16 protein-coding genes are annotated in these 20,420 nt (G+C 38.3%); 13 read left to right on the forward strand and 3 right to left on the reverse strand.

Translation table 11 applies throughout. The features are described from left to right. Positions 1-126 precede the first annotated feature (126 nt). The gene (gene pgi / locus HQN83_RS08575; protein WP_173089918.1) at positions 127-1,776 is read right to left on the reverse strand and encodes a glucose-6-phosphate isomerase; all 1,650 of its coding nucleotides are present in this window, start codon (positions 1,774-1,776) and stop codon (positions 127-129) included. A gap of 171 nt (positions 1,777-1,947) precedes the next feature. On the opposite strand from pgi, the gene HQN83_RS08580 reads away from it, so the two are divergent. The 3 genes from HQN83_RS08580 (at position 1,948) to HQN83_RS08590 (ending at position 4,659) form a co-directional block, all read left to right on the forward strand. Beyond that, positions 1,948-2,451: a DUF937 domain-containing protein gene (locus HQN83_RS08580; RefSeq protein ID WP_173089919.1), complete on the forward strand. Its 504-nt coding sequence runs from the start codon at positions 1,948-1,950 to the stop codon at positions 2,449-2,451. A gap of 216 nt (positions 2,452-2,667) precedes the next feature. Continuing rightward, positions 2,668-3,742, forward strand: a protein-coding gene (gene prfB / locus HQN83_RS08585; protein WP_173089920.1) for a peptide chain release factor 2 whose coding sequence is annotated in 2 segments (ribosomal slippage) — positions 2,668-2,727 and positions 2,729-3,742 — 1,074 coding nt in all. Because the reading frame shifts where the segments join, the coding sequence is not laid out codon by codon here. A 26-nt stretch (positions 3,743-3,768) separates the two neighbouring features. Then, positions 3,769-4,659, forward strand: coding sequence for an alpha/beta hydrolase (locus HQN83_RS08590; RefSeq protein ID WP_246254400.1), 891 nt, complete (start codon positions 3,769-3,771; stop codon positions 4,657-4,659). Position 4,660: 1 nt separating this feature from the next. Here HQN83_RS08590 and HQN83_RS08595 read toward each other — a convergent pair whose 3' ends face one another. Beyond that, positions 4,661-5,530, reverse strand: coding sequence for a transglutaminase-like domain-containing protein (locus HQN83_RS08595; RefSeq protein ID WP_173089922.1), 870 nt, complete (start codon positions 5,528-5,530; stop codon positions 4,661-4,663). 35 nt (positions 5,531-5,565) lie between these two features. Between HQN83_RS08595 and HQN83_RS08600 the strand changes: the two genes are divergently transcribed. The 4 genes from HQN83_RS08600 (at position 5,566) to HQN83_RS08615 (ending at position 10,738) form a co-directional block, all read left to right on the forward strand. Further along, a complete protein-coding gene (locus HQN83_RS08600) occupies positions 5,566-6,348 on the forward strand; it encodes an O-methyltransferase (RefSeq protein ID WP_173089923.1) in 783 nt (260 codons plus the stop codon). A gap of 105 nt (positions 6,349-6,453) precedes the next feature. Next, the gene (locus HQN83_RS08605; RefSeq protein ID WP_173089924.1) at positions 6,454-6,819 is read left to right on the forward strand and encodes a BlaI/MecI/CopY family transcriptional regulator; all 366 of its coding nucleotides are present in this window, start codon (positions 6,454-6,456) and stop codon (positions 6,817-6,819) included. 1 nt (position 6,820) lies between these two features. Then, positions 6,821-8,737: a hypothetical protein gene (locus tag HQN83_RS08610; protein ID WP_173089925.1), complete on the forward strand. Its 1,917-nt coding sequence runs from the start codon at positions 6,821-6,823 to the stop codon at positions 8,735-8,737. Positions 8,738-8,821: 84 nt separating this feature from the next. After that, positions 8,822-10,738: a M56 family metallopeptidase gene (locus HQN83_RS08615; protein ID WP_173089926.1), complete on the forward strand. Its 1,917-nt coding sequence runs from the start codon at positions 8,822-8,824 to the stop codon at positions 10,736-10,738. Positions 10,739-10,744: 6 nt separating this feature from the next. Here HQN83_RS08615 and HQN83_RS08620 read toward each other — a convergent pair whose 3' ends face one another. After that, positions 10,745-11,875, reverse strand: coding sequence for a BamA/TamA family outer membrane protein (locus HQN83_RS08620; RefSeq protein WP_173089927.1), 1,131 nt, complete (start codon positions 11,873-11,875; stop codon positions 10,745-10,747). A gap of 280 nt (positions 11,876-12,155) precedes the next feature. On the opposite strand from HQN83_RS08620, the gene HQN83_RS08625 reads away from it, so the two are divergent. From HQN83_RS08625 to HQN83_RS08650, 6 genes are all read left to right on the forward strand, one after another. Beyond that, positions 12,156-13,136: a deoxyhypusine synthase family protein gene (locus tag HQN83_RS08625; RefSeq protein WP_173089928.1), complete on the forward strand. Its 981-nt coding sequence runs from the start codon at positions 12,156-12,158 to the stop codon at positions 13,134-13,136. 253 nt (positions 13,137-13,389) lie between these two features. Further along, the gene (locus HQN83_RS08630) at positions 13,390-14,682 is read left to right on the forward strand and encodes a c-type cytochrome (protein ID WP_246254402.1); all 1,293 of its coding nucleotides are present in this window, start codon (positions 13,390-13,392) and stop codon (positions 14,680-14,682) included. A 46-nt stretch (positions 14,683-14,728) separates the two neighbouring features. Then, complete coding sequence (locus HQN83_RS08635; protein WP_173089929.1) at positions 14,729-17,800, forward strand: TAT-variant-translocated molybdopterin oxidoreductase; 3,072 nt, start codon at positions 14,729-14,731, stop codon at positions 17,798-17,800. 23 nt (positions 17,801-17,823) lie between these two features. Further along, positions 17,824-19,296, forward strand: coding sequence for an NrfD/PsrC family molybdoenzyme membrane anchor subunit (gene nrfD / locus HQN83_RS08640; RefSeq protein ID WP_173089930.1), 1,473 nt, complete (start codon positions 17,824-17,826; stop codon positions 19,294-19,296). 2 nt (positions 19,297-19,298) lie between these two features. Continuing rightward, complete coding sequence (locus tag HQN83_RS08645) at positions 19,299-19,835, forward strand: DUF3341 domain-containing protein (protein ID WP_173089931.1); 537 nt, start codon at positions 19,299-19,301, stop codon at positions 19,833-19,835. Continuing rightward, complete coding sequence (locus tag HQN83_RS08650) at positions 19,828-20,418, forward strand: c-type cytochrome (RefSeq protein ID WP_317172496.1); 591 nt, start codon at positions 19,828-19,830, stop codon at positions 20,416-20,418. The genes HQN83_RS08645 and HQN83_RS08650 overlap by 8 nt, the downstream gene beginning before the upstream one ends. The last annotated feature ends 2 nt before the right edge of the window (positions 20,419-20,420 follow it).

The following is a 20,420-nucleotide window of genomic DNA, read 5'->3' on the forward strand; positions in this document are numbered from 1 at the left end:
TTACAAATAAAATAGCATTAAACCTTTTTAATCATAAATATGATCATGCTACTCTGTTGTATTAGAACAAATTAACATACAAAAGGTTTAATGCCGAAACGCGTTTTATTGTCACATGTTTGATAACTAGCTTCTCCAGGCCTTATATTGATTGATCAATCCATTGGTTGATCCATCGTGAGATGAAACATCTTTATTATCTGTAAGTTCTGGTAAAATACTTTTTGCAAGCTGTTTTCCAAGCTCAACACCCCATTGATCGAAGCTGAAGATATTCCATATAATTCCTTGCACAAAAATCTTGTGCTCGTAAATAGCTATTAAATTTCCTAAGCTAAACGGCGTAACTTTCTTTAAAAGGATTGAGTTAGTTGGTCTGTTGCCTTCAAAAACTTTAAATGGAGCTAGTTTATTGATCTCCTCGTCTGATTTTCCTTCTTTTTTAAGTTCTGCAACTACTTGCTCTTTGGTTTTTCCATTCATCAATGCTTCTGTTTGAGCAAAGAAGTTTGACAAAAGAATTGGGTGATGATCTCCAATAGGATTTAAACTTTGAGCAGGGGCGATAAAATCGCATGGAATAAGGCGTGTACCCTGGTGTATTAATTGATAAAAGGCATGTTGACCATTTGTTCCTGGTTCGCCCCAAATAATGGGACCTGTTTCGTAGGTTACATCATTGCCATTACGGTCTACATGTTTGCCATTGCTTTCCATATCACCTTGTTGGAAATAAGCAGCAAAGCGATGCATATATTGATCGTAAGGTAAAATAGCTTGTGTTTCTGCGTTAAAGAAATTGATGTACCAAACACCTATAAGCCCCAATAGTACCGGGATGTTGATTTCAAATTCTGCAGTTTCGAAGTGTTGATCTGCAGCATGAGCTCCTGCTAATAATTGTTTGAAGTTGTCGAAGCCTATGCTCAATGAAATTGGCAATCCGATAGCACTCCATAAAGAATATCTTCCGCCAACCCAATCCCAGAATTCGAACATGTTTTCCGTGTCGATTCCAAATGCGGAAACATCTTTTGCATTGGTTGATAAGGCTGCGAAATGTTTTGCTACGTCTTCTGCTTTACCACCTTTATCCAGGAACCAGCTTCTTGCAGTATTTGCATTGGTCATTGTTTCCTGAGTGGTGAAGGTTTTTGAAGCAATTAAGAACAGTGTTGTTTCAGGGTTAACCTGTTTTAATGTTTCTGCAATGTGCGTACCATCTATGTTTGATACGAAATGCATATTTAAATGGTTTTTATATGCCTTTAAAGCTTCGGTAACCATTACAGGGCCTAAATCAGAACCGCCAATGCCAATGTTTACTACATCAGTAATAGCTTTACCTGTATAACCTTTCCAGCTACCTGATATGATTGCATTGCTGAATTTTTCCATTTTGGAAAGCACATGGTGAACATCTTTAACAACATTCTTTCCTTCTACTAAAATTTCGCCATCAGCAGGTTCACGTAATGCAACGTGAAGTACTTGTCGGCCCTCTGTTTGGTTAATTTTATCTCCGCCAAACATTGCTTTTATAGCCTCGTCTAATTTACATTCTCTTGCTAATTGAATAAGTAAAGCTATAGTGGTATCATCAATTCTGTTTTTCGAATAGTCGACCAAGATATCTTCAAATACTAATGAGAATTTCTCAAAGCGTGCCTCATCTTCTGCAAATAGTTGCTTTAAGCTTTTTTCATTGATGTTTATAAAGTGATCTGCCAGATACTTATAGGCGGCCGTTTCTGTAAAGTTTACTGTAGGAAGCATATTATTAGTGTTTTTGTAAATGTAACGGTTTATTTTATTTCACAAAATTTGAAAGTTGAGATTTAATATTTTAATGATAAACATAGTTTAATATGAAGTATATACATGAGAATTATTTTAGGTATATTTAAATATAAAAGGCAATGCAATTGCTGTTAAATAAAACTAGCTATGATTGAGAATTTAAAACAATTAGTAACAGAAAATGTTCAGGACGCTATTGTGAATAATAGTGAAGTTCCAAATGAACAAAACGAAGCAGCTATTAGTGCTGCATCAGGTTCTATTATTGACGCGCTTAAAGAAAAGCTGTCATCAGGTGATATTGCAGGTTTAGTAGATACGTTTAAAAGTGGGAATGTAAGCTCTGTTGTTGAGCAGGCATCCTCAGGTTTTACGGAAAAGTTGGCAGGTTTAGGTATTAATTTGGATTCTGCTAAAAATATAGCGGCTTCCATTATACCAGGGATAATGGAGAAGTTTGTAAATAAGACGAATGATCCAAACGATAGTTCATTTAATTTTAAAGATGTAATAGGACATATTGCAGGCCCTGACGGTAAATTTGATCTTTCGGATATTACCGGAATGTTTACAGGTAATAAGGATGCCGCCGCAGGTGAAGAAGGTAAAGGTGATGGGATTATTGATAAATTAAAGGGACTTTTTAATTAATTGGCTTAATTGATTAGCAATCACAGATTGTTTAAATCTGTCGTCATCCTGAATTTATTTCAGGACCTCGCACTAGTATGGCTTCCTTTCTCTTGAGAGGTCCTGAAATAAATTCAGGATGACGGGGACAAAAAAAACGGGCTGTATCAAAAAACAGGGTGTATCATAAGCATGATGCACCCTGTTTTTTTGTTTTATAATTATATATTTGTGATTATGACAAAAGAACAAATTCAGGATTTAAGGGACAGAGTAGCGTCGCTGAGGAGGTATCTTTGACGTCGAGAATCGATTAGAAGATATCCGTATTGAGCAGGAACTTACCTTGCAACCAAATTTTTGGGACGACCCAAAGAAAGCTGAAAAACATATTGCTGAAATTAACTCGAAAAAGGTATGGACTGATGGCTGGCAACATGTCAATAGCCTGATGGAAGATACTCAGGTTCTTTTCGACTTCTGGCAGAGTGGAGACGCCACTGAAGCAGAAATGCAGGAACAATTTGATCTGTGCGTAAATGCTGTAGAAGATCTGGAGTTAAAGAATATGCTTAAAACCAAGGAAGACCAGCTGAATGCAGTAATGCAGATCACAGCCGGAGCCGGAGGTACAGAAAGTTGCGATTGGGCCTATATGCTAATGCGTATGTACTTAATGTGGGCAGAGAAAAATGGATATAAAGTAAGTGAACAAGATTATCAGGAAGGGGAGGTTGCAGGTGTTAAAACAGTTACAATTGAAATTTCAGGTGAATTTGCTTACGGATATTTGAAGGGGGAAAATGGGGTGCATCGCCTTGTGAGGATTTCTCCATTCGATTCCAATGCAAGAAGACACACTTCTTTTGCATCAGTTTATGTATATCCATTAGTAGATGACACTATAGAGATTGAAGTAAAAGATTCAGAGATAGAGTTTGAGACCTTTAGGTCTGGAGGTGCTGGTGGACAGAATGTAAATAAGGTAGAAACCGCAGTTCGTCTGTATCATAAACCTTCTGGGATCATCATTAAGAATCAGGAGTCGCGTTCACAACTTCAGAATAAAGAAAATGCTATTCGTTTATTGAAATCGCAGCTTTATGAGATTGAGATGCGTAAGCGTATGGAAGCTACAGCTTTGGTAGAAGGAAGCAAGAAAAAGATAGAGTGGGGATCGCAGATCAGGAGCTATGTGCTGGATGACAGGAGGGTGAAAGATCATCGGACCAATTACCAGACCTCAAATCCGCAGGCTGTGTTGGATGGAGATATTAACGACTTTTTAAAGGCATATTTAATGGAATTTTAAAGATGAAATGTTTTACCTCAATTTTGATGATACTAATGTGTACAGTTAGTTTGAAGGCACAGGAAATAGTTAAATTGTATCCCGGCGCAATACCGGGATCAAAACCAACACCTGCTGATTTTAAAGAAACAGCTCCTGTGGGAGAAGATGGGATAATACGCGTTAGTAAAGTGTCTGAACCCACACTCACTGTGTTTTTGCCTGCAAAGGAAAAAGCTACCGGAGCAGCTGTTATAATTTGCCCTGGTGGTGGATATGGTATTTTAGCTATTAATCATGAAGGGTATAATGTTGCAAAGCGGTTTACTGATGTAGGGGTGGCTGCTTTTGTTTTAAAGTACCGTTTGCCAGATGATGCTATTATGGTTGATAAGTCATTTGGGCCGCTAATGGATGCTGAGCAAGCTATTTATCTGGTAAGAAAGCAAGCCAAGAAATGGAACGTTGATCCAGGAAAAATTGGGATTATGGGTTTCTCGGCAGGAGGACATTTGGCATCTACATTAACAGTTCATTATAATGATATAAAAATTGAGAACAAGGAGAAGCTAAGCTTGAGACCAGATTTCTCTATCTTAATATACCCTGTTGTTTCTTTTTTAGAATCGCCGCATACAGGTTCTGCTAATAATTTGGCCGGAGCAAATGCTACACAAGCGCAGAAAGAATACTTTTCGAATGAGCGTCATGTAACGCCAGAAACACCACCTACATTTCTGGTTCATGCTAATGATGACTATGGAGTGCCTGTGCAAAATAGCATTATTTTTAATCAGGCTTTGGTAGCTAATAAAGTTAAAGCTGAGATGCATTTATATCAGAACGGCGGACATGGTTTTGGCTTGAAGAATACTACTACGTCAGACGATTGGTTTGAAAGGCTAACGAATTGGATGAAGAGTAATAGGTTTCTATAGCTTAAAGCTCGGTGTTTGCCAGGATATCCTGTAACTCTTTAAGCTCTTGGACCTTTTCTTTTGAACCGAGGTTTTCGTAAGCGGATATTAGGTTACGAATTACGCGTCTAATGATCTCTACATTGCTGCAAGGTGCATAAAAGCCCGGAAGAGGATCAAGGTTTAGCTGACGAAGAAATTGGTCTACATCGTGCTTACCAAATATAGCCCCCTTGTTAAATGCGTTGATATAAAAAAGTACACCGAACTCTTGTTCTTCACGTTTACTTTCATCTATATATCCCAAAATAAAGTGCTGAGGCAGATTTACTCCATAAACGGGGATGTCTAGCTTTTGTGCAAGTGTAGAATAAATGATGGCAAGAGAAATCTGATTTCCTTTTTTACTCTCTAGTACCTGATTAATATAAGAGTTTTGAGGATCATGGTGGTTTTTGGTATTTCCACTAAAGCCGTAAATATTGTAAAAGATATGATTAATGAGCTTTATCTTTTCTATAGAACTCATCTCATACTGTAACCCTAGCCAGATCTCTCTTTTTATTTCCTCGATCTGGAGAATTATTTTATCTTCATCAAGGTCTGGATATTGATATCTGTTAATAACCAGCGCACCTTGTAATAAATCAAATGCCCCACTTTGATACCACAAATTGAGATCTTCTTTTACATTAGCGAACTGTATTTTGTGAACAAGGTTTTCAATTCTTTCCTGAAGTAAAGAATCTAATGAATGCTCCCATACATTTTCAAGATAATCGATGACCTCATTGCCATATTCAAGCAGTCGTCCTTCAACGTGTTGATAGATCTCCTGATCGGGATCATCAAGAAGTTTTACTAAAGCAGTTATTTCTTTAATGTTTTCCATTAAACATACAAATTTGAATTCCTATTTTTGCGGCTATGGTTTTTAACTTTATCAGTGATTATCTGAAGCATCGCTTTACCTCAAAAAGTAGGCATGGTACCCATTCCCCATTTGTTTATAAACTTACGGATGAGGTAATTTACGATTTTAAGTCTAAAATTGAATACAAAAGTATTGAAGCGCAGAGAAAAAAACTTTTTAATGACGATTCTTTAATTACTGTGACTGATTTGGGAGCAGGTTCTCATTTAAATAAGAACCGCACAAAGAAGGTAAGTCAGATTGCAAAGAACGCATTGAAGAACCCTGCTTTAGCGCAATTGATTTATCGTTTAGCAAAGGATAATAATCCAAAAAGCATTATTGAATTGGGGACTTGCTTGGGTATAACAACGGCTTATTTATCGAAAGCATGCCCTGAAGCTGAGGTTATTACAATTGAAGGTTGCCCGGAAACTGCAAAGGTCGCTTATAATAATTTTAAGGAGCTGGATTTAGAAAATGTTGAGTTGCAGGTTGGGAATTTTGATGTGTTGCTTCCTGATGTTATAGCAAATGCAGAAAAGCTCGATTTTGTATATATTGATGGCAATCATAGAAAAGAGGCTACATTAAATTATTTCAAATGGTGTTTGCCTAAGGTTCAAGAAAACTCGTTGCTGATATTTGATGATATTTATTGGAGCAAGGGGATGAAAGAAGCCTGGGAGGAGATTAAGAATCATTCGGATGTGGTTGTTACAGTTGATTTGTTCTGGATAGGGCTGGTTTATTTTAGAAAAGGACAAGCAAAAGAACACTTTAAAATAAAGTTTTAAAATAATCGAACTGGTAATCAGTTTGTTATGTTTTACAACTGCTTTTTCAGTTTATAAACTTAAAAAGCAGTTGTAAAACTGAAATATAAGTTATAGCTTTAGGTTATGGAAGAATTAACCAAAGCAGAAGAACGTATTATGCAAATCATCTGGAAACTCCGGAAAGCATTTGTAAAAGATATCATCGAAGAAATGGAAGAGGAACCTAAGCCTCCCTATAATACCATTTCATCAATAGTAAGACTTCTAGAGAAAAAGGGTTATCTGGGATATAAGGCCTATGGTAAAACTTATGAGTATTTCCCTGCTATTAGCAAGGATGACTATACTAAGACCACTTTCAATAAACTGTTTTCAGGCTACTTTGATAGTTCACCTGCTAGCTTGCTTTCTTTTATGGTGAAGGAACAGACGCTCAGCCCCGCCGATATAGAAGAATTGCAATCGCTCATCAACAAAAACAAGAAATAATATGGAATGGCTTAGCTATCTGCTTAAAGTAAGTGCCTGTCTTGGTTTGTTTTATGCGCTCTATCATTTTTTCTTTCAAAAGCTCACCTTCTTCAGCCTGAACAGGTTTTACCTGCTAAGTACAATGCTCCTGAGTTTTTTGATCCCAGTGCTGCAGGTGCAGCTAAAATCAGATGCACCGCGGCCATTGGCTACAGTGGGCTATGCTAGTGAGTCTTCAGTGGAGGTATTTCCAATTGCAAATGCCAGGCCCATTCGCGAAGGTCAAATGTCAGCGTCGTTACCAATCCGGCCAGTTGTTCCCGCTCCGGAGTTGAACTGGGTAAATATTCTCAGTACAGTTTATTTTGGCGTAGCTCTGACTATCCTTTTAGTATTACTCTTACAAATTGCTATGCTACTCTGGCACAGCCGGAAAGTTGTAGCAGTAGTGGGACCACTCAAGATTGTACAGAAAACCGGGCGGTTCACCAATTGTTCCTTCCTGAACTATATTTTTATTGACCAGGAGGGACTTGATGAAGATACTCTGACGGCAGTTATGCATCATGAAAGTGTACATGCGGCACAGTACCATTCTGCAGATAAGATATTGTTCGGCATTTGCAAAGCATTATTATGGTTCAGTCCGCCTATATATTTCTACGGTAGGGCCCTGGAGCAGGCTCATGAGTATGAGGCAGATAAAGAAACTTCCTCCCTCATGGGCAATACGATTTACGCGAACCTGTTGCTAACACTTGCTGTCAGCAGCCGACATGCGCCACTCGTACATAGTTTCGTGAAGAACCCTGTAAAGGAACGTATTAAAATGTTGTTTACTAACCAATCAAAAAGTATGAAAAAATTAACGTACCTCTCTTTTGTGCCGGCTGGGCTGGCACTGCTATGGCTGTTTGGCGTACAGATCGTATATGCTGAAAGTAAAGAAAGCGCTGTGGACGACTCGTCCGTTTCTCAAAAGCTTGTACTGCAACGGTCAACCCCGCTCAGCGTGGCCTTGACCAGAGGTAAAGAAGCTACCGTCAGCAAGCAGCCGTTGCCGGAAACCAAGGAAGAACCTGAGGCCCGGGTAAGACTTATAGACAACGTTGAATTGGGCGAAAATCCAGAGGTGTTCATCGATGGAAAAGAATACCCCTCAGAAATATTGACAAGGATCAGTCCTGCCTGTATGAGTCATGCAAAGTTTTCCTATAGAAAGGCTGAAATCTCTACCTGGAAAAACGAAATAACGTATGCGACGAAAGCAGAAATAAAAACTGCAAAAATCAGAAGACGAATGAAAGCCGAAGGCAGGTTTTACAGCAGGTATCCAGTTACGTTGTATGGACATAAACAGGATGAAATCCTTGTCAGATTCGGCAGTAGTTTCGCTCAAGCTTCTTTCCCGAAGAATTATCGGATTGCTTTATCTATTGACGGAAAGATCTTTTCTGAAAAACAAGCACTAAAAATGAGCGGTAACTATGCCTATAACATGACCGGCATAAAATATGGGTACACCAAAGATGATCCGGAGTTGTTCAGCAAATACGGTGATCAATACGACCTGATCCTGTTATTTGAGAATGAAGATATCAATACAACAAGGCAAAGACCGAGCGTGACACGAGGTTCTTCAACAGTCATTTCAGAAAACGGGGATGAGAAATTTGAATATAGGGCGACGGATTCCGTGGTCTATAGCAAAGATAAGCAATATATCACACTGTTTGGAAATGCTAAAATCATTAACGGTAAGCGGAGCACCCTGAATGGGGACAAAATCCAGTTTGATGCAAAAACACGCACGGCGATCGTGCAAAATGCGAGTGTTACTTTCCAAGGAAGAAAGAAAGCCGTTGAGGGTGCTTTACTGAAAATTGATATTGACAAGGGAGCCTACGAAGTGCTTTCGGGAACTCCTGATTTCTAGGTGTTCACTAAAAACGATTTCTAAAACGTCCCAGCGTGGCTGATAGAATAAAAGATTCGCTCACTTACAAAAGTAAAAAGTAATATGGAATGGTTAGTCTACCTGCTAAAAGTAAGCGCCTGCATGGCGCTGTTTTATGCCTTTTATCATTTATGCCTGCAACGGCTCACTTTTTTCAGCACCAACAGGACCTACCTGCTAACTACGCTGATCATTAGTTTTGTCATACCGGCTATGCAGCTTCAGGTGCAAAGATCTGCCATTGACCCTGCGCAGTTGAAACAGGATGTCACAGTTCATACCAACAACTTTACAGACCTTCGAAACCCTGCTCTGGCTAATCCAAGCCCGTTGCCCCAAACTATTGAAGGCAGAATGCCAATCAATTGGCAGGAAGTTCTTTTTGCCTGTTACTGGATAATCGCGGTTATTATGTTTGGGGTGTTTATCTTTCAGGCTCTGCAACTGCTAAAATATACCCGAAAGGTGAACCTGAAGGTCGGCCGACTAAAGGTTGTTTTTAAACCCGATGGTTTTACCAACTGCTCGTTTTTAAACTACGTTTTTGTAGACCAGGAGGAGTTAACTGAGGAAGAAATGAAGGTGATCCTACAGCATGAGCAAGTACATGTTGCCAGATATCATTCAGTCGACAAACTCCTCCTCTCTACCTGTAAAGCGCTGTTATGGTTCAACCCTTTAATTTACTTGTACGATAGCGCGCTGGAACAAGTGCATGAATATGAAGCTGATAGGGAAACTTCTTTGACTATAGGCGATACACCTTACGCCAATCTGCTGCTGGCTATGGCAGTAAAGAAAAATAATCCTTCTTTGGCGCATAGTTTTGTCCGTAACCCACTAAAAGGAAGAATCAAAATGCTTTTCACAAATCAATCAAAAAATATGAAAAAGTTAACGTATCTCGCAGTGCTACCCGTAGGGCTGGTACTAACATGGGCCTTTGCTGTGCAAGTAGTTTATGCACGTCTTCCTGATGAAACAATAAAACAAAGACCTGTTACACCTTCCCATAATGAAAGTGTTTCTTTACAGCCTACTATGACTCAGGAAGCATTAAAAACGGAAAAGCCTGACGTCATGGAAGCTTCCTCTGATACCCTGTGGATGATTGATGATCCTTCGGCCAACAAATATTCTGAGGTGATTATAGATGGCAAATCTTATGATAAAGACATTCTCACAAAGATAAGTCCTGCTTGTATAAGTGGGACGACGAGCATTGGTAGCAAAATCAAGATCACTACTCATCACAATGAAATTGAGTATGCCACAAAAATTGACAAAGAAAACGCGATTATAAGGAATAAAGCCTTTGCGTCGGGCAAGGTCTACATTCGATATCCGCAGAAACGTCAGGATGGAAGTCGTTATGATAAGATCAGTATAATGCTGAAGAATGGTGCTGGAGGATCGGTAAGTTTAGACAGAGGTGAAAAGTTACTACTTGTTTTCAATGGTAAGCAATACTCTGAGCAGGAGTTTAAATCTTTGGGGGCTGGTCAATTCAAAGGTTATAATATAAGTTTTAGGAGCGGCTTGGATAAAGATGAAGAAATAAAAGCTAAATATGGCAAGGGATACGGCTCCATGATAGAAATATACAGAGTTAAGGAAGTGCCCCCTTCAGATACTATCTCCTACAGGTTCCAATCAGATGGACAGCAAAAAGTATTTCGCCGACCAATGGGTCTGGATGTAGACGATGGTTATGGTAAATTTTCTTATTCAGCACAGGACTCTGTGATTTATGTAAAAGGGTTTGCAGACGTGTTGCTTTATGGTGATGTAAAAATGAGTAATGATCGGATCAGTATCAAAGCAGATAAGATTAAATTTAACGGCACTGAGCATATCGCATTGGCAAAGAATGTAAGCTTTACCGAAAAAGGGAAAGCGGAAGTTAAAGATGTTCCTTTTGTAAGATTCAATTTGAGGGCAGGCACTTATAAAGTACTAAAGGAAATCAAGGAATTTTAAATGAATTTAAAACGCCTCCGCCAAACTGATGTAAAAACCGGTTTGGCGTTTCTCATTTGCACGTTTTTCGCCGATGCCATAATCTACACGAACACTTAAGCCTTTTTCAGGATCAAAGAAATAGCGCCCGCCCGCTCCGTAGGAAGGTTTGAAACTTTTAAGAGATAGATCACCGTTGTGAAATACCTGTCCTGCGCCACCAAATATGGCTGCTCCAAATCTGTTGTTATAACGATAGCGTAGTTCTGCCTGGCCGGCAAGTAAATTTTGTTCTCTATATCGTCCGGTATAATAGCCCCTCATCATTTCATCATTACCCATTTGTTGCAATAAATAAAATGGAATGTTCTTCCCCTGAACAGAATGGAATAAGCCGTTTACTCCGATTACAAATTTGGGCGACAATGACCAGAAGTTGCGAACATTGGCTTTTATTAAGCTTCCTGTAAAGTTCTCGCCTCCCCAGAAATCAGGAGCGTACTGATAAGTTACCTTTCCGTAGAATCCTTTAGTGGTGTAATTGTTAGAATTTCGGGTGTCGTAGGTTTGAGAAATTCCTACATAGAATACAGAGCCTCCAACTTTGTGTATTAATGTTTGATCGGTAGTAAAAATACCGCCCACCTCTTTATCTGTAAAATGATAGTTCTCAAAACCAAGAGATAGTCCTGTGTACAGATGGGGTGCAAGTAGCTTTTCAGCTTCCAGTCCAACTTTAGCGTAACCTTGTATTAGTCTGTCTTCGTTTGCCGCCAGAGTTTCATTGCCTACACCATAAAAGTTAAATGGCATTCTTTTGAAACGTACCTCTGCAATATAATGGTGTGTGTTTTGTTTAGTCCAAACATCTCCTTTTAATGATATGTTATATTGGCCTTTAGTAGATGCGGAAAGAACTGTAGAGAAATTAGAACTTCTATTATTAAGATCTTTTCTATCGAGGTAAGTAGAGTAAAGCGCCCCGATACCAAACTCAAGTCCTATTTCTTGAGTATATCTAAAAACAGGAACAGGCATAAAGCTCGCCCTGCGGGAGGAATCTGTTTTATTGGATAGGTAACGTTCTATTAGTTTCTTTTGCGCCATCGAGTTTACGGCTATTAAAACAAATATGGTGCAAAGGGAAATCTTCTTCATTGGCCTAAAATAGTAGAAATATTTAATTATCTGTTCTGCATAGCAAGTTTGAGGCCAGTATTTCGAATTGAAATTGAATGTTATTGAGTTAGGTTAACTATAATTTTACAAGGGGTTAGAAGTGGATTTAAATGAGGAGATATGCTTGTTTTGATGTCATGAAGGTAGAATAGGGGAGGGAGGGATGGGGATAATTATTGAGGTTTTAAAGTTGAGATGAAGTACAATTAGGGCATTAAGATTATTTGCCTATTTTTGCGACAACAAAATTAAGATCAAAATGAGTACAACAAGAGGACCTATATCTCAATTCATGGAGCGCAATTATCTCCATTTTAATGCAGCCGCAATGATGGATGCTGCTAAAGGATATGAAACACACTTAGATGAAGGTGGTAAAATGATGATCACGCTGGCTGGCGCGATGAGTACCGCGGAGTTGGGAATTTCATTGGCTGAGATGATTCGTCAGGATAAAGTTTCAATTATTTCATGTACAGGTGCAAATCTGGAAGAAGATATCATGAACCTTGTTGCGCACTCACATTATAAAAGAGTACCTAACTATCGCGACTTGAGCCCTCAGGACGAGTGGGATTTGTTAGAGAACCATTACAACCGTGTTACTGATACTTGTATTCCTGAAGAGGAAGCGTTTCGTAGATTGCAAAAGCATATTTACAAAATCTGGAAAGATGCTGATGATGCAGGTGAACGTTATTTCCCTCATGAGTTTATGTATAAAATGCTTTTAAGTGGAGACTTGGAGCAGTATTATGAAATTGATCCTAAAAACTCATGGATGTTGGCGGCAGCAGAAAAGAATCTGCCAATCGTGGTACCAGGATGGGAAGACTCTACAATGGGTAATATCTTCGCTTCTTACGTAATGAAATCAGAAGTTAAGGCAACTACAATGAAAAGTGGTATTGAGTACATGGGTTGGTTAGCTGACTGGTATATCAATAATAGCGAAGGTAAAGGAATTGGATTTTTCCAAATTGGTGGTGGTATAGCCGGAGATTTTCCTATTTGCGTAGTTCCTATGTTATATCAGGATATGGAAATGGAGAATATTCCATTCTGGAGTTACTTCTGTCAGATCTCTGATTCGACTACTTCTTATGGGTCGTATTCAGGAGCAGTTCCTAATGAAAAGATTACTTGGGGTAAGCTAGATATACATACACCTAAATTCATCGTAGAATCTGATGCAACTATCGTTGCGCCGTTGATCTTTGCGTGGATATTAAAAATGTAATTTAAATTAACAAGTCCTGCTTTGAAAGTAGGACTTAAAAGAGAATCAGTGATTTTTAAAAAATTGCTGATTTTCGTCGTTTAAAGCATAAAAAACGAACTATTTAGATTGATTATAAATTGTATTTACTGTCATTTATTTGTCATTGGTAAGTTAATAAATTTTACTTTTGTGGACGTTTTGGTGGAGGACCTAAGTTTAGAAGCCAGTAACGTTTATAAAGTTTTTTAAAAAATAGCATAAAATACTCATTATGAGGGATATCTCATTGATCGTTAGAAGAGTTTGGAAGTCGGCATTCATGTTTACGGCTCTATCTGTTTTAATCGTTTCTGCAACACAGGCACAAGATGTAGTAGAGGGCCGCAAACTATTTAAGGATAATTGTAATTCTTGTCACCAGTTAGATCGTAACAGTACTGGTCCTGCACTAACAGCAAAACTTAATGAACTTGATGAAGCTTTCGCAATCAAGTGGATCAGAAACTGGAAGTCGTTAGTTGACGCAGGAGACAAACAAGCTATAGAGGCTTCGAAGTTCTCAGCTGCAGAGATGACAACATTTCCACGTTTGACTGATGATCAAATTAAAAACATTATAGCTTACGCTAAAGCGGGTGAGCCGAAGAAAGAAGGAGAGAAAGCAGCGACTGAAGGAGCTTCAGAAGGTGTTTCTAATTTTTCACTTGCAGGTGTTGCCGCAATTATCCTAATATCTATTCTTGTATTGGTCGTTTTAGGTCGTGCAGTGAAAATGTTAGAGCGTTTAATACTTCAAAAGCAAGGAGTTGTTCTTGCTGAGGAAGATAACGTTTCTTTCGGAGCAGGTATTAAAGGGTTATTTAAAAACAAGAAATTTGTATTCTTCTTTATACTATGTCTAATTGTAACCTTAGGTTCATTTGGATGGATGGGAATGTGGAATACAGGTGTTCATACAGGTTACCAACCGGTTCAACCAATCAAATTCTCACATGAGCTTCATGCTGGTACCAATCAGATTGATTGTCAGTATTGCCATGCTGGTGCATTTAAATCAAAAAACTCAACTATTCCATCTTTGAATGTTTGTATGAACTGTCACAAATCAGTACAGGCAACAGAAAAATATGATGGTGAGATTTCTCCAGAGATTCAAAAGATCTATACGGCGCTTGGATATGATCCTGCGACTATGACTTACGATCACTCGAAAGAAAAACCAGTTGAGTGGGTTCGTGTTCACAACCTTCCTGACTTTGCTTACTTTAACCACTCTCAACACGTTGTTGTAGGTGAAGAAGCTATCAGAAAAGAAAAAGGCTTAAAACCTAATGAACCTGTTTGTTTCGCATGTCATGGTCCGGTTGATACAATGGATGAGATTTATCAGTACTCTCCACTTACCATGAAATGGTGTATTAACTGTCATAAAGACGCTAAACTTGAGACTAAAGGAAATGCATTCTATGATAAAATTATAGAAGCGCATGAGAAAATCAAGAAAGGTGAGAAAATCACTCCTGCAGCTTTGGGTGGTTTAGAGTGTGGTAAGTGCCACTATTAATTAGAGTTTAATAAAAGAACGTTCGATAAACAGTAATATAGCTTAAATGGAAAGCAATAAAAAATACTGGAAAGGCTTAGAAGAGTATAAAAACACTCCGGATTTTGTTGAAAATAACAAAAACGAATTTGCTGAGCCACTTCCAATAGAAGATGTTTTAAATGAAGCAGGGTTAAGTACAGTAACTCCACGCCGTGACTTTTTAAAAGCTTTAGGCTTTGGGTTAGGTGCGGTAACACTGGCAGCTTGTCAAACTGCTCCTGTTCACAAATCAATTCCTTACCTGGTTAAACCTGAAGAAGTGGTTCCGGGGATACCGAACTACTATGTTTCAAGTTTTAACGGACAAAGTGTTTTAGTTAAAACCAGAGAGGGAAGACCAATTAAGATTGAACCAAATCCTAATGCAGGAACGTTTAATTGTGGTACTGATGCTCAGGCTCAAGCCTCTGTGTTGGATCTTTATGATGTTTCAAAACTTAAAGCTCCTGTATTAAAAGATGCAGAAACTAACTGGGCTGAGATTGATAAGTTTGTACAAGCAGAGTTAAATAAAGCAAAAGCATCTGGAAAGAAAATTCGTATTGTTTCATCTTCAGTAAGCAGCCCTTCTACTAAAGCGGTTGTTGCTGACTTTACAACTGCTTATCCTACTACTAAGCATGTTCAGTATGATGCAGTTTCTTATACAGGTATTATTAAAGCAAATGAAAATAGCTTTGGTAAAGCTGTTATTCCTAAATATAACTTTGATAAGGCTGACCTGATTGTAAGTTTCGGGGCAGACTTTTTAGGTACCTGGATTAGCGGAGAAGAATTTACTTCTCAATATGTTTCTAACAGAGATCACAAATCTTTGAAAGCTGGTAAAATGTCTCGCCATTTCCAATTTGAAGCTGGTATGAGTTTAACAGGAACAAACGCAGATACTCGTGTTCCGGTTAAATTATCAGAAGAAGGCCCTGCTTTAATTGCTTTGTATAATGCAATTACAGGAAACGCTTTAGCGGGTGCTGCTTTACCTAATAATGTTACTGCTGATAAAGCACTTAAATTAATAGCTAAAGAGTTATTACAAAATAAAGGAAAGTCACTTGTAGTTTCAGGTTCGAATGATGTATCTACCCAAATCTTGGTAAATGCAATCAATTCGGCAATTGGTAGCTACGGTACTACTATAGATCTTGATAATCCTTGTAAACGTTACGCAGGTAATGACGCAGAATTTGCTGAATTTATCAACGAAATGGGTAGAGGTGAAGTTGCTGCAGTATTTTTCTTAGATAGCAACCCGGCTTACGATGTTGCTAATGCTAAAGGATTTACTGATGGTTTAGCTAAAGTAGATTTAAAAGTTTCTTTCTCTGACAGAAGAGATGAGACTTCTACATTATGTAATGTAATCGCCATTAACAACAACTATTTGGAGTCGTGGGGTGATGCTAATGCATACGAAGGATATTACTCAATTGTACAACCAACTATCAACCCTGTATTTAATTCACGTCAGGCTGAGGAAAGTCTTTTAATCTGGTCTAATGGTCCGGTTAAAGAATATTATCAGTATGTACGTAATAACTGGGAGAAAAGTATTTTACCTGCTTTAGGTAAAACATGGCAAGATGTATTGCAAAAAGGTGTTTTTGCTTCGGCATTGAAACCAGCAGGTACTTATACATTTGGTTTATCACTTACTGCTGTAATTCCATCAATTATAAACAACAGCAAAGCTTTAGCTAAGGATATCGAATTACAGGTTTACGAAAGTATTCCAATGAGAGACGGTAAGCATGCTAACAACGCATTCTTACAAGAGCTTCCTGATCCTGTATCTAAAGTAACTTGGGATAACTACATTGCTTTAGCTCCTAAATTTGCAAAAGAATTAGGCTTTAAAGAGTTTGATATTGTTTCAATAAAAGATGATAAAGGTTATGAAATTGAGTTACCAGTGCTTATTCAGCCTGGACAAGCTCAAGGAACTGCTTCTGTCGCTTTAGGTTACGGACGTACAAAGGTTGGTAAAGCTGGAGATAACGTTGGTAAAAATGCTTATCCATTTGTGAGCTTTACTAATGGTACATCTAAATATGCCACTACAGTTAAACTTTCTGGAACAGGAAAGACTGAAGAATTAGCTCAAACGCAAACTCACCACTCTTTTGAGGGTAGAAATATTATTCGCGAAGCTACTTTTACAGAATATAAAAAGAATCCTGCTGCTGGTTCAGGTAATGACCATGCAAAACATAAATCTTACGATCTGTGGGATAAATATGAGAAACCAGGTAACAACTGGGTTATGGCAATCGATTTGAATGCTTGTACTGGTTGTGGTTCTTGTATTGTTGCTTGTAACGTGGAAAATAACATTCCTGTTGTAGGTAAGACTGAAGTTCGCAGACGTAGAGAGATGCACTGGATTCGTATTGATCGTTACTACAGCTTTAATGTTGAAGGTGAAAGTCATGCAGAAGAAGCTCATGGTGAACATGGAAATGGTATCAATTCAGTAACTAAAGAAAAAGAAATTGCTCACTTAGACAATCTTGATAATGTTTCTGTAGTACACCAACCAATGCTTTGTCAGCACTGTGATCATGCACCTTGTGAGACTGTTTGTCCGGTATTGGCAACAGTACACTCATCAGATGGTTTGAACCATATGGCTTATAACCGTTGTGTAGGTACTCGTTACTGTGCAAATAACTGTCCGTATAAAGTACGTCGTTTCAACTGGTTTAACTACTGGAATGATTCACGCTTTGACAACTACTTGAATAATGAATTTACTCAGTTGGTACTTAACCCTGATGTAACTACACGTTCAAGAGGGGTAATGGAGAAATGCTCTATGTGTATTCAGCGTATTCAGGCTGGTAAATTACAAGCTAAAATTGAGAAACGTCCATTGAAAGATGGTGATATCAAAATGGCTTGTCAGCAAGCTTGTTCTGCAAATGCAATCATATTTGGAGATGGCAATGATCCTGACTCGGAAGTATCTAAAGCATTACGTAGTGAACGCATTTACTATGTTTTAGAAGAGATAAACGTACAACCGGGTATAGGTTATATGACAAAAATTAGAAATACAGATACAACAGTACAAGCGTAAGCTGATATTAAAGAAAATAAATTATGTCAGGACATAAGGAATCAATATTAAGAGAACCATTAATCACCGGCAAGAATATCACGTATGCAAAAATTACGGATGATATTTTAATGCCTGTAGAGAATAAGCCTAACAGGGCATGGTGGATTGGATTTATAGTTGCACTTTGCGGTGCTACCCTTTGGGTAGTATCCGTAGGTTATACCTTCTGGTTCGGTATCGGAGCATGGGGTTTAAATAAAACAGTAGGATGGGCATGGGATATCACCGGTTTCGTTTGGTGGGTAGGTATTGGTCACGCAGGAACGTTGATTTCGGCGGTATTATTACTCTTCCGTCAGAACTGGCGAAACTCTATTAACCGCTCTGCTGAGGCGATGACCATATTTGCCGTTATTTGTGCGGCTACATATGTTGTATCCCACATGGGTAGACCATGGTTAGCATATTGGGTGCTTCCTTTACCAAATCAATTCGGATCACTTTGGGTTAACTTTAACTCTCCTTTGGTTTGGGATATGTTTGCAATCTCTACTTACTTCTCGGTATCACTTTTATTCTGGTATACAGGTCTATTACCTGATATCGCGACTATTCGTGACCGTGCAACGGGTTTAAGACGTAAAGTTTATTCAATCATGTCATTCGGATGGGCTGGTAACGTTAAAACCTGGCAACGTTTTGAAGCTGTATCTATAATCTTAGCAGGTATCTCGACACCTCTTGTACTTTCGGTACACACGATTGTATCTATGGACTTTGCAACTTCAGTAATTCCAGGATGGCACACTACGATCTTCCCTCCTTATTTCGTAGCAGGGGCGATCTTCTCAGGATTTGCGATGGTGTTAACCTTATTATTGGTTGCACGTAAAGTATTAGGTCTTGAAAACTACATCACCATGTTCCACATTGAGTCGATGAATAAAATCATCATCTTAACAGGATCTATCGTAGGTGTTGCTTACTTAACAGAATTCTTCATCGCCTGGTATTCAGGTTCTGAATATGAGCAATATGCTTTCATCAACCGTTCAACTGGACCTTACTGGTGGGCATACTGGATGATGATGACATGTAACGTAATTTCTCCGCAGTTGTTATGGTTCAAAAAGATTCGTACCAGCATTGCTGCAACATGGATTTTATCTATTGTAGTAAACATAGGTATGTGGTTTGAGCGTTTCGTAATCATTGTAACTTCATTACACCGTGATTACCTTCCATCAAGCTGGGCTATGTTCTATCCATCTTGGGTTGACGTAGGTGTCTTTGTAGGATCGATAGGAGTGTTCTTTACTTTGTTCTTATTATTCTTAAGGGTATTGCCTTCAATTGCTATTGCAGAGGTTAAATTACTACTTAAGACTGCAAGTGAGCAATCTAAATTAGAACAGATTAAAGAAGGTCATCTTGAAAAAGAACATGTAGAAGAATACATTGAGTCTTTAGAGAAATTTGATAGTGTTAAACAAGAAGATTACGCAAAAATATAACAATGAATAATATCAAATATATTTTAGGCAGTTTTGGTGATCCTGATGAAATGATGCATGGAATTCAAAAATTGCAGGATAATAACATTAAGATACATGATGTTTATACACCGATGCCTATCCACGGTATTGAAGCAAAGCTTGGTGTTAAACGTTCAAGGTTGGATATAGCAGCTTTCTTTTTTGGAATTACTGGTACAATGACCATGTTGTCATTTGTGTACTTTGCTGCAGCGTATGATTGGCCAATTAACATTGGTGGTAAACCGCATTTCGCATTGCCGGATTTTATTCCAATTACGTTTGAGCTTACCATTTTATTTTGTGCTTTTGGTCTTGTTGGTTCTTATTATGCTTCAACCCATTTATTCCCGGGAAGAGCTCCAAGAGTAATGGATTTAAGAGCGACAGATGACAGGTTTATTATTGCAATTGATGCAAAAGAAAATGCTGAGCACAGTAAAATTGATAATTTATTAAAAGAAGCTGGTGCTTTAGAAGTAAAGTATAATGAAAGGAAGTATGTTAGCTATGAATAGGAATAAAGTAGTTTTAACCTCGTTTTGTATTCTTGCCACTGCTGTAATTTTTTCAGCATGCAGAGATAAACGTAGTACGGGCTTAGAATACGCAAGGAATATGTATGATCCGATTGCTTACAATCCGGATCAGGCAAATAAAAACTTTGCAAACGGACAAACCGCACAGACTCCACCAAAGCATACTGCTCCGGTTGGATTTGTTGAGGAGGATGTTTATCCAAACACAAAAGAAGGTTACGAAGATGCGGGCGTTAAATTGATTAACAGTTTGCCACTAACTGAACAAAACCTTTTACAAGGACAGCATTTATTTAATGCATTTTGCTCTCCTTGCCACGGTAAAGAAGGTGATGGACAAGGTCACCTTGTTAAATTGGAAAAAATTAATGGTGTTCCATCATTTCATGATCCTGAGAAAACCTCTTCAAGAGGAGGTTTAATGAAAGATCTTTCTGCAGGTAAGATTTATCATACAATTAAATATGGTGTTAACATGATGGGAGCTTATGGTTCTCAATTGTCACCAGAAGAGAGATGGAAAGTAGTACTTTATGTACAACAATTACAAAAAGCAAAATAGAA

It is taken from the genome of Pedobacter foliorum (assembly GCF_013266735.1).
Taxonomy (GTDB): Bacteria; Bacteroidota; Bacteroidia; order Sphingobacteriales; family Sphingobacteriaceae; genus Pedobacter; species Pedobacter foliorum.

What these genes read in the sequence shown, in the direction of transcription:
- pgi (WP_173089918.1), bottom strand. Translation starts at nt 1,776, where the DNA reads ATGCTTCCTACAGTAAACTTTACAGAAACGGCCGCCTATAAGTATCTG.
- HQN83_RS08580 (WP_173089919.1), top strand. Translation starts at nt 1,948, where the DNA reads ATGATTGAGAATTTAAAACAATTAGTAACAGAAAATGTTCAGGACGCT.
- HQN83_RS08590 (WP_246254400.1), top strand. Translation starts at nt 3,769, where the DNA reads ATGATACTAATGTGTACAGTTAGTTTGAAGGCACAGGAAATAGTTAAA.
- HQN83_RS08595 (WP_173089922.1), bottom strand. Translation starts at nt 5,530, where the DNA reads ATGGAAAACATTAAAGAAATAACTGCTTTAGTAAAACTTCTTGATGAT.
- HQN83_RS08600 (WP_173089923.1), top strand. Translation starts at nt 5,566, where the DNA reads ATGGTTTTTAACTTTATCAGTGATTATCTGAAGCATCGCTTTACCTCA.
- HQN83_RS08605 (WP_173089924.1), top strand. Translation starts at nt 6,454, where the DNA reads ATGGAAGAATTAACCAAAGCAGAAGAACGTATTATGCAAATCATCTGG.
- HQN83_RS08610 (WP_173089925.1), top strand. Translation starts at nt 6,821, where the DNA reads ATGGAATGGCTTAGCTATCTGCTTAAAGTAAGTGCCTGTCTTGGTTTG.
- HQN83_RS08615 (WP_173089926.1), top strand. Translation starts at nt 8,822, where the DNA reads ATGGAATGGTTAGTCTACCTGCTAAAAGTAAGCGCCTGCATGGCGCTG.
- HQN83_RS08620 (WP_173089927.1), bottom strand. Translation starts at nt 11,875, where the DNA reads ATGAAGAAGATTTCCCTTTGCACCATATTTGTTTTAATAGCCGTAAAC.
- HQN83_RS08625 (WP_173089928.1), top strand. Translation starts at nt 12,156, where the DNA reads ATGAGTACAACAAGAGGACCTATATCTCAATTCATGGAGCGCAATTAT.
- HQN83_RS08630 (WP_246254402.1), top strand. Translation starts at nt 13,390, where the DNA reads ATGAGGGATATCTCATTGATCGTTAGAAGAGTTTGGAAGTCGGCATTC.
- HQN83_RS08635 (WP_173089929.1), top strand. Translation starts at nt 14,729, where the DNA reads ATGGAAAGCAATAAAAAATACTGGAAAGGCTTAGAAGAGTATAAAAAC.
- nrfD (WP_173089930.1), top strand. Translation starts at nt 17,824, where the DNA reads ATGTCAGGACATAAGGAATCAATATTAAGAGAACCATTAATCACCGGC.
- HQN83_RS08645 (WP_173089931.1), top strand. Translation starts at nt 19,299, where the DNA reads ATGAATAATATCAAATATATTTTAGGCAGTTTTGGTGATCCTGATGAA.
- HQN83_RS08650 (WP_317172496.1), top strand. Translation starts at nt 19,828, where the DNA reads ATGAATAGGAATAAAGTAGTTTTAACCTCGTTTTGTATTCTTGCCACT.